Genomic DNA, 12,794 nt, shown 5'->3' on the forward strand with positions numbered 1-12,794 from the left:
ATAACAAAGCCTGGGCTTGGGAAAGTCCGGGCTTTGCGCATAAAAAAAGGTTGTGCCAGCATTTTGACACAACCTCATTTTCAGGCATGAGTCACTCACTTCAGCCACGTAGCCCGTTTCCACAGATATTCCATTGGGCCATGCCCGTAGCGATGTAACCACCACCGGCAGAAGGCCAATTGCAGCACGAAAATCAAGGCACCCACCAGCACACTGGCTGTAATGCCCAGTTTATCGTGCAGACCGAATCCCCAGTTATAGAACAACATAGAACCTATAACACTCTGCATGATGTAATTGGTCAGGCTCATACGGCCGTAAGGGATAAGATAGTTCAGGCATTTCTGCAAATCAGTGCGGTAATAAGCATTCAGCACAGCCGATACAAGCAACAGCATAAAAGCGAACTTATACAACGAAGACACCACCAGCAGTAGCGGTATACGCACCGAAGCATTTTCTACAAAATCAGGCAACATGTTGCCTAACCCATAGAGTGGGAAAAAGGCTACCAGAGAACCACACAACACCTTGTTCCAGAATTTCAGATTGTCCTCTCGGAACAACTCCCGGCGGCCTATCAAATAGCCGAAAAGGAAAAGAGCCGCAGTCTGGAATACACGCCCGTTGTCCCACGCCCACGCCAGACTGGCCAATTGTCCTTCCCACAGATTGACACACAAGGTTTCTAGGAAGGTGCCATGGCTCTGTGCCTGAAATGTGGCGGCCCACAGACTACCCGTCGGCAGGGCAGGTGTCATGAAAGTTGAATCAAGGGCGGCACGTACAACATAATAAAGCGGCAACGGCTGAACGAGTAACACGCAAGCCAAGACAAATATCCACTTGTCACGCAGACGGCACACCAGCGGCAAGATGAACCCCACCAGTGAATAGAGCACCAGCACCTCGGCAGTAAAGAACGATGCGTTCAGGTTGCCGATAAAAAACAGCAACACCAACCGCCAACAGAAACGCAGACGGAAATCTCGTCCACGCAACCGCTGGTTGTCGTACTGAATAAAGTAACTGAAGCCGAAAAGTAGGGCAAACACGGCATACGCCTTTCCCCCGAAAAGAAAGAAAAGTCCGTCCCACACAGCACGGTCGGTAAAGGCCAGCCATGCACTCCGTCCCGCCTCGTCAGGGAAAGAGTAGAAATTAAAATGTTCAATCGAATGCAGCAGGATGATACCCATCACCGCCAGTCCACGCAACACATCGGCCACATCGACCCGTGCGTGCTTCTGTATCTGTTGTTCCATCTGTTTATATCCGTTAATTTTCATTCTTCCTGTCTACTTACGTTCATCATAAAGCCTGCCATGCGCTTTGGTTCAGCGCAACGCCTCCACCTCTTCCGGTGTCAACGGAATTTTCTTACCCAAACGGCGTGCCCCCGTTTCAGTAACCAGATAATCTTCCTCATTACGGATGCCACCGAAATCACGGTATTCCTCTACCTTATCATAATTGATAAAATCAGCGAATTTCTTCTCCCCCTTCCAAAGGTCAATCAGTTCGGGAATGAAATAGATGCCCGGCTCAACCGTAAAGACAAAGCCCGGTTCCAGAGGAATGGCAAGGCGCTGACTCTTGCGACCGAACTGTGTACTCTTGGGCTGACCGTCATAGCCGACCCAAAGTTCACCTAAATTTTCCATATCGTGCACGTCCAGTCCCATCATGTGTCCCAGTCCGTGAGGATAGAACAGTGCATGAGCACCTTCGCGTACGGCATCTTCGGCATTGCCCTTCATCAATCCCAGCTCTTTCAGCCCCTCCACCATCACTTGGGCAGAAAGTTCGTATACCTTCATATAAGGAATGCCCGGGCAAAGCGCTTTAACAGCCTCCAGGTGCATGGCGTTCTGAATCTCGTAAACGGCACGCTGCCGGGAAGTAAAAGTCTTGTCGGCAGGCACGGTGGACGACATGTCTCCACAGTAACCCGAAGGAAGTTCGGCACCGGCATCAATCAGGAATAAATCTCCCGGCTTCACTTCGTTTCCATGATAGTGGTTGTGTAAAGTCTGACCGTTAATAGTAGCAATCGTTGCAAAAGACAGCTCACAGTTGTTCATCTCGGCAATTCGGCTCATTTCGGCCACCACTTCATACTCGTACATTCCCGGACGAAGCACCTTCATGGCCGTGATGTGCATATCGGCAGTCACATCGCATGCCTTTTCTATTTCCACTATCTCTTCTGCCGATTTGTAGTTGCGCTGTGCCACCACCGCACGGATAAACGGCACGGAACCTTCCTGACGTGCCGGAGGAACACCCAGCCAGTCCATCAGCTTCAATTTGTGCTCGGCACGATAAGGAGGCAGATAATGAATGGTCTGCCCCATCTGTACAACCTTATGCAAATAGCTGACGATATCGGCAAAAGGACGAGTTTCGGAAATGCCCACAGCAGAAGCCTTTTCGTGAAGGGTGGGCTGGGTACCCATCCATACAATATGGTCAATAGTCAACTCATCACCGAAAATGATTTCCTTATCTTCATCTATGTCGATGATTGCCGACAGTCCGGCAAACGACAAGCCAAAATAGTAGAGAAAAGTGGAATCCTGACGGTAACGGAAAGTATTGTCCTCATAGTTCAACCCTTGTTCATCGTTACCCAAAAACAGTAATACTCCGGAGCCGATTGTTTTTTTCAGCTGGGCTCTGCGCTGCACATACGTTTCTTTAGTAAACATAACGTTCCATATTTTAGTAGTTATGGAACAAAGATAGTGACAAAAAAGCAACCAAGCTCCCGCTTTCTTGTTAAATATCATAAGAGAAGATTTCGCGTTCCCGAACTATTCACTATTTTTGCAGTAGAAATTTTCCCATATTTGTAATTTGTAACTTGTAATTCGTAATCTATAAAGTATGGCACAAGGTTCCCGACAAGTACAGACTCAAGCGCAACAGCAGATACAGACGCTGTCTCCGCAACAGATTCTGGTAGTAAAACTGCTGGAACTCCCCGCTGTGGAACTGGAAGACCGCGTACGTGCCGAACTTCTGGAAAATCCGGCACTGGAAGAGGGCAAAGAAGATACTCCCGGTGATGAATATTCCGACATGCCCGATACGGAAACCGGTTCAGAAGATGGTGAAGACACCAGTTATGACTCTTTAAGCGACTATCTGAACGAAGACGATATCCCCGACTACAAACTGCAGGAAAACAACCGCAGCAAAGGAGAGCAGGCAGAAGAAATTCCTTTCTCCGACACCACCTCTTTTTATGAGACCCTGCGCCAGCAGCTTGGCGAGCAGGATTTGCCCCCGCACCAGCGCGAACTGGCCGAATATCTCATCGGCTCACTGGATGACGATGGTCTGCTGCGCAAATCGCTGGACAGCATCAGCGACGAACTCGCCATCTACGCCGGCATCGACGCTTCTCCCGAAGAACTGGAAGAAGTATTGAAGATTATACAAGACTTCGACCCCGCCGGTCTGGGTGCTCGCACCCTGCAAGAGTGCCTGCTCCTCCAGATTCGACGCAAGGAAGCCCAACGGCCCATGCCTTCGCCTCCACAATACTACATGGAAGAAGATATTCTTACCCAGTGCTACGAAGAGTTTACCCGCAAGCATTGGGACAAGATTATGCAAAAATTAGGTATCAGCGAAGAGACTCTGCAACAAGCCGTTAAGGAAATATGCAGACTGAATCCCCGTCCCGGTGCCTCGCTTGGCGAAACCATCGGAAAGAACATGCAGCAGATTGTTCCCGACTTCCTTGTAGACACCTATGATGACGGTACTATCAACGTGACACTGAACAACCGCAATGTGCCGGAACTGCGCATGAGCCGCGACTTCGCCGAAATGGTGGAAGAACATACCAAGAACCGGGCCAACCAGTCCAAGGAATCCCGCGACGCCATGATGTTCCTTAAACAGAAAATGGATGCCGCACAAGGTTTCATCGATGCCGTGAAGCAACGCCAGAATACGCTGATGACCACCATGCAGGCCATCATAGACCTGCAACGCCCTTTCTTCCTCGAAGGGGACGAATCACTGCTCCGCCCCATGATTCTGAAAGATGTTGCCGAGCGCACCGGATTGGACATCTCGACCATCTCCCGTGTGAGCAACAGCAAATATGTACAGACCAACTACGGCATCTACCCGCTGAAGTTCTTCTTCAACGACGGCTATACAACCGAAGATGGTGAAGAGATGTCCGTACGCGAGATACGTAAGATACTCAAAGAGTGCATTGACAACGAGGACAAGAAAAAGCCTCTGACCGACGACGAACTGACCGAGCTGCTGAAGGAGAAAGGTTATCCCATAGCCCGCCGCACGGTGGCAAAGTATCGCCAACAGATGAATATCCCGGTGGCACGACTGAGAAAGTGAGAAATAATAACCCGTAATTAATCAAGAGTATAAACAAAAACATTCAAAACAGTAAATCGTAAATAAATTAAGTTGTGGAAGAGCATATTATAGAAGATAAGACTTTAATCAGAACAGCGAAAGTGATTTCGGTCGTATTCACACCGTTCTCTATCCCTTTCTTGGCTTTTCTGGCTCTATTCATTTTCTCGTACCTGCGCATCATGCCGTTGCAGTACAAGTTGATAGTGCTGGGTGTGGTGTATTGCTTCACCATCCTTATGCCTACCCTAACCATCTTTATCTTCCGCAAAGTCAACGGTTTCAGTCCGGGAGAACTAGTGGAACGGAAAAAGAGGTATGTTCCCTTTATCTTGACCATCACTTCCTACATATTCTGCCTGCTCATGATGCATCGGCTCAATATCCCATGGTACATGACCGGCATTATTCTCTCTGTTCTAGTAATGATGATTATCTGTGTGATAGTCAACCTGAAATGGAAACTGAGCGAACACATGGCAGGCGCCGGAGCTGTAATCGGCGGGTTGGTGGCTTTCAGTGCCTTGTTCAGCTACAATCCCGTATGGTGGTTATGCCTCTTTATACTGGTGGCAGGCATATTGGGCACCGCTCGCATCATCCTGCAGCACCACACTTTGGGCGAAGTAATGGGAGGCTTTGCCGTAGGACTTATCTGCTCGCTGTTGGTGCTCCATCCGTTGAGCAACATACTGTTCCGAATCTTTCTCTTTTAAAATTTTGATTTATCAATTAAATAAGTATCAACCTTTAAAAACTAATGATCATGAACTTCCCGACTAATGTAAAGTACACCAAAGAACACGAATGGATTCGCCAGGAAGGCGATGTAGCTTATGTAGGTATTACTGATTATGCACAAGACCAATTGGGTGACATCGTGTTTGTCGATATTCCGACAGTAGGTGAAACATTGGCTGCCGATGAAGTGTTCGGCACCATTGAAGTAGTAAAAACCATTTCAGATCTCTTTCTGCCTGTAAATGGAGAAATTCTGGAACAGAACGAAACGCTTGCCGATCAACCGGAATTGGTAAACCAAGACCCGTATGGTGAAGGCTGGCTCATTAAAATCAAACCCGCTGCAGATGCCGATTTCGACAGCCTGCTGGATGCAGAAGCCTACAAAGCTCTGATAAACGAATAACTTATAACCCATAATTTAATTATGTCCCCAATCGTTAGTATCATCATGGGCAGTACTTCCGACCTCCCCGTTATGGAGAAGGCCGCGCAATTGCTCAATGACCTGCATGTACCGTTCGAAATGAACGCCCTCTCTGCTCACCGTACCCCGGAAGCAGTGGAGGAATTTGCCAAGAATGCCCGCCAACGCGGCATTAAAGTGATTATTGCCGCTGCCGGCATGGCTGCCGCCCTGCCCGGTGTCATTGCCGCCAATACCACGCTGCCGGTAATCGGTGTTCCCATAAAGGGGGCTGTACTCGATGGCGTAGATGCCCTTTACTCCATTATCCAAATGCCTCCGGGCATACCGGTAGCTACCGTTGCCATCAATGGTGCCATGAACGCTGCCATCCTTGCCGTACAAATGCTGGCACTGAGCGATTCCTCATTAGCTGAAACATTCGCTGCCTACAAAGAGGGGTTGAAAAGGAAAATAGTCAAGGCAAATGAAGACTTGAAGGATGTGAAGTACGAATATAAGACAAATTGACAATGAGTAATTGACAATGAGGCAATCCAACCAACGGTCAATTATAAATTATCAACTATCAATTAAAGAAATGGATTTATTCAACTATTCCCGACGGGAAACATCAGAAGTAAACATCGGAGCCACCCCCATGGGCGGCTCCAATCCTATCCGCATACAAAGTATGACAAATACCGCTACGCAGGACACAGAAGCCTGCGTGGCACAAGCCAAACGTATCGTCGATGCCGGAGGAGAGTATGTACGCCTCACAGCCCAAGGCGTCAAAGAGGCTGAGAATCTGATGAATATTAACATTAGGCTACGTCAGGACGGTTATATGGTGCCACTCGTGGCCGACATTCACTTCAATCCGAAGGTAGCGGATGTGGCAGCACAATATGTAGAGAAAGTACGTATCAATCCGGGAAACTATGTGGATGCGGCACGTACTTTCAAGCATCTGGAGTATACCGACGAAGAGTACGCTCAGGAGTTGCAGAAGATACACGACCGCTTTGTCCCCTTCCTCAATATCTGCAAGGAGAACCATACTGCCATCCGCATCGGCGTGAACCACGGTTCATTGTCCGACCGCATCATGTCCCGCTATGGCGATACCCCCGAAGGTATGGTGGAATCTTGTATGGAATTTCTGCGTATCTGCGTGCAAGAGCATTTTACGGATGTAGTTATTTCCATCAAAGCATCCAATACAGTGGTCATGGTAAAGACAGTACGCTTGCTGGCAGCCGTCATGGAGCAGGAGGGCATGCAATTCCCGTTGCACCTTGGTGTAACGGAAGCCGGAGACGGAGAAGACGGACGCATCAAGTCGGCTCTGGGCATCGGGGCCTTGTTAGCAGACGGTTTGGGTGACACCATTCGCGTTTCCTTGAGCGAAGCCCCGGAGGCAGAAATTCCCGTAGCCCGCAAACTAGTGGACTATATCGTGCAGCGCCGCGACCATCCTTACATCCCCGGAGCAGATGTACCGGAATTCAATTATCTCTCTCCCACCCTCCGCGAGACTACTGCCGTACACAATATCGGCGGAGGCAATCTACCCGTGGTCATTGCCGCACGCCTGAACGGGGACATGAACTTTAATCCGCAATTCATTCCGGATTATATCTATACGGGACGTTCCATTCCCGAACAACTGCCGAAAGGTGTGCAATGTATTATCGACGCCGACATCTGGATGGAACGACACATCCACGAAGCAGTGCCGGTCAATGCCTGGCCTGTCTTCAAAGGAGACCAGCTACCTTTCCTAAGCAGCTGCAACGCCTCATTGAAGTTCCTCTTCATCACTTATATGGGATTGAATGACGAAGCCATCGCCTGCCTGAAGTATCATCCGGAAGTCGTGCTGATTTCGCAAAGCAACCATTCCAACCGATTGGGCGAACAACGCGCCCTGGTACACCAGATGATGAAGGAAGGCCTGAAAAATCCGGTAGTCTTCTTTGAGCACTATGCAGAGAATGAAGTGGAGAACCTGCAAATTAAAGCAGCAGCCGATATGGGAGCACTTATCTTCGACGGACTGTGCAACGGTATACTTCTTTTCAACCAAGGAGAAACCATAAATGGCAAAATGGTGGATGCCACTGCTTTCGGCATCCTGCAAGCCGGACGTGTACGTACCAGCAAGACCGAATACATCTCTTGCCCCGGCTGCGGACGCACACTCTACGACCTGGAAAGCACCATTGCCCGCATCAAGACAGCTACCGGTCATCTGAAAGGGCTCAAGATAGGCATCATGGGATGCATTGTCAACGGTCCCGGAGAAATGGCAGATGCTGACTATGGCTATGTAGGTGCCGGACGAGGTAAAATCAGCCTTTACAAGAAGAAAGAATGCGTCGAAAAGAACATTCCCGAAGAAGAAGCGGTAGAAAAACTGATAAAACTTATCAGAGACAATGGCGACTATATAGAAAAATAAAAAATATAGTATGGATTATCAGAAAATACTGAAAGACATTCATCAGGAAATACAGCCCTATGCCACCATTGGCAAACAAGCTGATTACATTCCGGCACTTGCCAAAATCAACCCGGATCAGTTCGGGATGTGCATTCGCACAATCCAAGACGAAACCTTTATGCATGGAGAAGCTACCACAGGCTTCTCCATACAAAGTATTTCGAAAGTATTCTCACTTGCCATGTGTCTGAGCCTCGAAGGAGACAATCTATGGAAAAGAGTGGGCAAAGAGCCCTCGGGTACTGCCTTCAACTCGCTGGTGCAGCTAGAGGTAGAAAAAGGTATTCCCCGGAATCCGTTTATCAATGCCGGAGCCATTGTGATGACTGACATCCTGCTGAAGCATCTGAAGCATCCCGAAGAGGAATATCTACGCTTTATCCGTTCCATCAGCGGAAACGACCTGATTGGCTATAACGAACAGGTGGCCCTGTCCGAACGCGAAAACGGCTATCTGAATGCGGCAATAGCCAACCTACTGAAATACCACCGCAACATAAGCAATGACATCGAACGCGTGCTCCGTTTCTATTTCCTGCAATGCGCCATAGAGATGAGCTGCCATGATTTGGCCAAGGCCTTTTTACCTTTCGCCAACCACAAACAAGCCTTTGCATTCGAGAACATCACGCTGACCTCCTCCCAGGTAAAAAGAATAAATGCCATCATGCAGACATGCGGCTTTTATGACGAAGCCGGAGAATTCTCTTATCTGGTGGGACTTCCGGGGAAAAGCGGTGTAGGAGGCGGCATAGCCGCCGTTTATCCGTTGCGCTATTCGGTGGCCGTATGGAGCCCGAGGCTAAACCGAAAAGGGAATTCAGTGATGGGCATCAAGGCATTGGAATTGCTGACTACACAGACGCAGGAGTCTATTTTCTGAAAAATCAGCGTAAATATTTATCAAAGTCCACCTCTCTGAACTTAAAGTTATGATGCTCGGAGGGGTGGTAGGCTTTATTCCAAGTAGAATAGGTTTTCACATCTATCTCCCTTGTCTTCCGGTTAAAAGTTACAATGCGTAAGTAGCCCTCACCTCCCAATCTACTACCTTCCACACCACGCTGATAGTTTGCCAGCATCTGATACACTTTATTTCCCTCTTTCCCTATAGAGACCAGCGTGCCGACTCCGCTTTTCAAGACATGCCCACAAAAAACAGCTATCATATTGCGATGTCTGAGAAGCAATTTCTTCCAAATTCCAGCACCATCGTTCATTGTGCGTCCGAGTTCTTTGCCGATGCCATATCCTTGAGGACGCCACCAGTCTTTCCCGTCATGCAACGTACTGTCACAATACAAATAGGCGTGTGTATTCAATATGACAAGCTTATCCGGATGAATATCCACTATGGAATCGGCCCATTGCAGAGCCTCATCAGAAGGTCCGAATTCCAGATTCAAGACCAGCCAATCGGTATCGCCCGACCTAAGGTTTATGTAATAGTTATCCAATGTCTTTCCATCCGCACTGCCTCCCCAATAGCTCTTCTGCATATAATCGGAAAGAGGAAAATACTTGTTGGCCATTGCAGTGTTATGCACGTCCGAAAACTTACCGGGCTTACTGCCAATATCATGATTTCCCCACACGACAGAATAAGGTATTCCCGCTTGGCTAATACGATGAAAAGCTTTCTGCATATACGCCCATTCCACCGGAGAATTATCTTGTGTCAAATCTCCCACTTGGAATACGGCATCTATTTTCTTACGGTTGGCAACCAACCAGTCCACTTGCGACTCGAAGACCTCCGGACATTGTTCCAGATAAGTCTGCGTATCCGGCAATACCACAAAAGTACTTACCCGACCAGAAGTGGTGCAAGAAGTAAAAAAAGCGCCCCCTAAAAAGAGCGCTCCGATAACAGACAATATTCTCATCATTTTTTCTTCTGATTAAACAGCCAACCCATAAACTCAGAATCATTGAACGCCGGTGTCCAGCTGCCATGATTGACTCCGGGGAATTCGATATACTCAACATCGGCACCAGCAGCCTTCAAGGCCTTGTAAGCCTGACGCGAACCTTCTACCGGAACAATGTTATCGGCATCTCCGTGATAAATACGGAACTTCACGTCTTTGGCGGCAGAAAGCCTTGCCGGATTCACAATACCACAGATGGGAACGGCTGCGGCAAAAACTTCGGGATAACGTATCGCCAAATCAAACGTCCCCATACCGCCCATGGAAAGTCCCATCACATAAATCCGGTCTTTATCCACCTGGGGCATAGCCAAATAGGTATCCAGCAACTCCTTCAATGTGCGGAATATACGCGTAAGCTCCTGTACCTCGGGCATTTCTCCAGGTACAAACGACTTGGGACGACCCACATAAGCCCAATAATCTTCCTTAGGACACTGGGGAGCCAATACAAAAGCCGGATATTCCTCTCTGTTCACCGGATTGAGCCACATCTGCCCACCATGCACCAATTGCTTCTGATTATCATCTCCTCGTTCGCCCGCACCATGCAGAAAAAGCACCAACGGATATTTCTTCCCTGCCTTTTCTGCTTCGGGACGCAGCAAACGGTACTTCAACGAATCTCCCTGCGAAGAGACATACACTTTCTTTTCATACTCTCCATACAACTCCTGCGCATACATACACACAGACATCAACAGCATCAAGGCTGTACAAACTGTATTCTTCATATCCTACAAAATTAATGTTCAATTAAAAAGTCTACTATCTCACTCTTCTTATATCCCACCCAGAAAGCCTGCACTGCCACACTGTCACCGAAACAGTGCAGCCAAGGACCGATGTCTTCACATACCACACAAACAATATTTGGGCTAACAGCATCTCCATCCTCTGTGGTAGAGACAGGGATTCCACCGGCCTTGACCTCCTGCGATACAGTACAAGCAGCCCAAACGGCACTACCATATAAAAAAGAGTGTATTATCTGTTTCATTACTGTTCATTTTATACAATCAGTGCGCCTCTCGAAGAAAGACACGTTGCGAAATACCATTTTCATTGAATGCCTCGATGGCAAAATAATATTTTTGTCCCACCGTGAGGGCACGTAAGTCTAATGAATTATCGCCATATACCATCCACGAACTATACAATTTATCAAGAGCAACACCCCACAATACATTATAGCCTTGCGCACCCTTCACCGCTTTCCAAGAAATGCGGGCATTACGTTCGTCCGCTTCACGCACTACCGTAAAACCTTTTACCGTAGCCGGTTTTTTCCCACGTCCCAAACCGAACACGCGAATATCCCCCATTGCCAGATTCTTGCCCGGCACGTAATGGTGGCGATAACGAATATAGCGTGCTTCTATCGGTTGATCCAGTTCTATGTAATTATGAGGGGCATCACGGAAACTGTTGCGATAGTCCACCAATACCCGCCAACGGGCACCATCCACCGAAGCTTCTACAAGATAGCGTTGCCGGAGGTTTGGCATACGTCCCCAAAATCCGGTTTCCTCATAGTCAAAGAAATTCAGTTGCAAGGCATACACGTCACTCACTTCTTCAAGGTCTATCTCCACCCATTGCTTATCGTCATTTTTTTCGGCCACCCAGAAGGTTTTCAAGTTCTCGTCCGTCACATTTTCCACCGGATAACTTTCTAATTGCGAAGAAGCCTTCACGGGTTTGCCATAAGAAAGCAACATCCAGCCCCGGAAACCACCGCTTGTCGTCTGTCGCGAAACCTGGTCGGGAGAATAATGAGGATAATCGCCAAAGTAAGTGTCGGAGTACATCGCACCGTCTTCGTCAAAAAATGTAGGAAACATACAAAGCCTACGCTCAAACTTATAATTAATGGACAGATGAATCGTACCGAAATGCCAGTAAATTCCTCCGGGACTACAAACCGTACTTCCATGCCCGGCACCGGTAGCAAATCCTCCCGGCTTGTAACAAAACGGATTATGAGCCGCATACTCGAAAGGCCCCAAAGGAGATTTTCCTACATAAACACCGTCACCATACACATTGAACTGAGTGCCCGGAGCGGCATATTGCAAATAATATTTCCCATTGTGTTTCGTCATCCACGCACCCTCGATGAATGGTTTGATGTCACTGGTATGATTTTCGCCAAAACGTTCCCACCCATGAATGTCAGGACGGAGAAAGAGCAGTGAATCCGGCTTTTTCGCTATCGGCAGGAATTTATTCTTCATATCAAGTTCCTTACCACGGATAGGCCAACGGTTGGAAGACCCCCAATACATATAAGCACGTTCATCATCATCAATGAAAAGGGCAGGATCCTGAAGGTCGTGGAGCACCGATGGCACTGCCTTCCAGTCCCCCCGTTTGGGATTATCGGTATACAGTATGCTCATGGCTCCGGATGGATTCCCACAAACATAGAGTACGGAATCTTTATAATTATGGGCAGCAGGAGCATTGCAACCTTCGAAATACCATTTTTCGGGAGTAATAAAGTCCCAATTCAGCAAGTCCTTGGAATGCCAATAACCCCAGGAACGGGTAACGAACATATAATACTCCCCCCGAAACTCCACTACGGCAGGGTCGGCACCCGAACGATAGGACTTGCCCAAATGGGAATTGTGAAAAGGATAAGTATAGTCCAGATTAAGAGGGTTACAGTAGGTAGTAGTACGATATTGTGCATGTAATGAACCGACGAACAACAACATCAACCAAGCGATGCAATACGACTTTTTATCCATAGTTTTATTAAGCTGACAATAAACAAAATACACATAAAACGACAAATAAG

Annotated in this window: 12 protein-coding genes; 6 read left to right on the forward strand and 6 right to left on the reverse strand. The window is 47.9% G+C overall.

What is annotated here, in order from left to right; genetic code table 11:
• Window positions 1-95: 95 nt before the first annotated feature.
• Window positions 96-1,265 carry a DUF418 domain-containing protein gene (locus tag M1B78_RS13530; RefSeq protein WP_257940948.1) on the reverse strand — a complete coding sequence of 390 codons (1,170 nt, stop codon included), beginning with the start codon at window positions 1,263-1,265 and terminating at the stop codon, window positions 96-98.
• Between the two features lie 72 nt (window positions 1,266-1,337).
• Window positions 1,338-2,711, reverse strand: a complete 1,374-nt coding sequence (locus tag M1B78_RS13535; RefSeq protein ID WP_257931350.1) for an aminopeptidase P family protein — start codon at window positions 2,709-2,711, stop codon at window positions 1,338-1,340.
• Between the two features lie 178 nt (window positions 2,712-2,889).
• Between M1B78_RS13535 and rpoN the strand changes: the two genes are divergently transcribed.
• From rpoN to M1B78_RS13565, 6 genes are all read left to right on the forward strand, one after another.
• Window positions 2,890-4,380: an RNA polymerase factor sigma-54 gene (gene rpoN, locus M1B78_RS13540; protein WP_257931349.1), complete on the forward strand. Its 1,491-nt coding sequence runs from the start codon at window positions 2,890-2,892 to the stop codon at window positions 4,378-4,380.
• 74 nt (window positions 4,381-4,454) lie between these two features.
• Window positions 4,455-5,117, forward strand: coding sequence for a hypothetical protein (locus M1B78_RS13545; protein WP_136008836.1), 663 nt, complete (start codon window positions 4,455-4,457; stop codon window positions 5,115-5,117).
• Window positions 5,118-5,167: 50 nt separating this feature from the next.
• Window positions 5,168-5,548, forward strand: coding sequence for a glycine cleavage system protein GcvH (gene gcvH, locus M1B78_RS13550; RefSeq protein ID WP_136008835.1), 381 nt, complete (start codon window positions 5,168-5,170; stop codon window positions 5,546-5,548).
• A gap of 21 nt (window positions 5,549-5,569) precedes the next feature.
• A complete protein-coding gene (purE, locus tag M1B78_RS13555) occupies window positions 5,570-6,079 on the forward strand; it encodes a 5-(carboxyamino)imidazole ribonucleotide mutase (RefSeq protein WP_257931348.1) in 510 nt (169 codons plus the stop codon).
• Window positions 6,080-6,149: 70 nt separating this feature from the next.
• The gene (locus tag M1B78_RS13560) at window positions 6,150-8,015 is read left to right on the forward strand and encodes a 4-hydroxy-3-methylbut-2-en-1-yl diphosphate synthase (protein WP_257931347.1); all 1,866 of its coding nucleotides are present in this window, start codon (window positions 6,150-6,152) and stop codon (window positions 8,013-8,015) included.
• 10 nt (window positions 8,016-8,025) lie between these two features.
• Window positions 8,026-8,940 (forward strand): glutaminase, encoded by a 915-nt coding sequence (locus tag M1B78_RS13565; RefSeq protein WP_257940949.1) that lies wholly within the window; start codon window positions 8,026-8,028, stop codon window positions 8,938-8,940.
• A gap of 4 nt (window positions 8,941-8,944) precedes the next feature.
• Here the strand turns inward: M1B78_RS13565 and M1B78_RS13570 are convergent, their stop codons facing one another.
• From M1B78_RS13570 to M1B78_RS13585, 4 genes are read right to left on the reverse strand one after another with little or no spacing between them, the layout of a single operon-like run.
• A complete protein-coding gene (locus M1B78_RS13570; RefSeq protein ID WP_257940950.1) occupies window positions 8,945-9,946 on the reverse strand; it encodes a metallophosphoesterase in 1,002 nt (333 codons plus the stop codon).
• The gene (locus M1B78_RS13575; protein WP_370281962.1) at window positions 9,943-10,686 is read right to left on the reverse strand and encodes a prolyl oligopeptidase family serine peptidase; all 744 of its coding nucleotides are present in this window, start codon (window positions 10,684-10,686) and stop codon (window positions 9,943-9,945) included. Before M1B78_RS13575 ends, M1B78_RS13570 begins: the two co-directional genes overlap by 4 nt.
• 47 nt (window positions 10,687-10,733) lie before the next feature.
• A complete protein-coding gene (locus tag M1B78_RS13580; protein ID WP_246866864.1) occupies window positions 10,734-10,988 on the reverse strand; it encodes a hypothetical protein in 255 nt (84 codons plus the stop codon).
• Window positions 10,989-11,007: 19 nt separating this feature from the next.
• Window positions 11,008-12,744, reverse strand: coding sequence for a family 43 glycosylhydrolase (locus tag M1B78_RS13585; RefSeq protein WP_136008829.1), 1,737 nt, complete (start codon window positions 12,742-12,744; stop codon window positions 11,008-11,010).
• Between the last annotated feature and the right edge of the window lie 50 nt (window positions 12,745-12,794).

The organism is Bacteroides muris (ex Fokt et al. 2023) (genome assembly GCF_024704895.1).
Classification (GTDB): Bacteria; Bacteroidota; Bacteroidia; order Bacteroidales; family Bacteroidaceae; genus Bacteroides; species Bacteroides muris.

Coding starts and splice junctions, on each gene's coding strand:
- M1B78_RS13530 (WP_257940948.1), bottom strand. CDS start 1,265: ATGGAACAACAGATACAGAAGCACGCACGGGTCGATGTGGCCGATGTG.
- M1B78_RS13535 (WP_257931350.1), bottom strand. CDS start 2,711: ATGTTTACTAAAGAAACGTATGTGCAGCGCAGAGCCCAGCTGAAAAAA.
- rpoN (WP_257931349.1), top strand. CDS start 2,890: ATGGCACAAGGTTCCCGACAAGTACAGACTCAAGCGCAACAGCAGATA.
- gcvH (WP_136008835.1), top strand. CDS start 5,168: ATGAACTTCCCGACTAATGTAAAGTACACCAAAGAACACGAATGGATT.
- purE (WP_257931348.1), top strand. CDS start 5,570: ATGTCCCCAATCGTTAGTATCATCATGGGCAGTACTTCCGACCTCCCC.
- M1B78_RS13560 (WP_257931347.1), top strand. CDS start 6,150: ATGGATTTATTCAACTATTCCCGACGGGAAACATCAGAAGTAAACATC.
- M1B78_RS13565 (WP_257940949.1), top strand. CDS start 8,026: ATGGATTATCAGAAAATACTGAAAGACATTCATCAGGAAATACAGCCC.
- M1B78_RS13570 (WP_257940950.1), bottom strand. CDS start 9,946: ATGATGAGAATATTGTCTGTTATCGGAGCGCTCTTTTTAGGGGGCGCT.
- M1B78_RS13575 (WP_370281962.1), bottom strand. CDS start 10,686: ATGTCTGTGTGTATGTATGCGCAGGAGTTGTATGGAGAGTATGAAAAG.
- M1B78_RS13580 (WP_246866864.1), bottom strand. CDS start 10,988: ATGAAACAGATAATACACTCTTTTTTATATGGTAGTGCCGTTTGGGCT.
- M1B78_RS13585 (WP_136008829.1), bottom strand. CDS start 12,744: ATGGATAAAAAGTCGTATTGCATCGCTTGGTTGATGTTGTTGTTCGTC.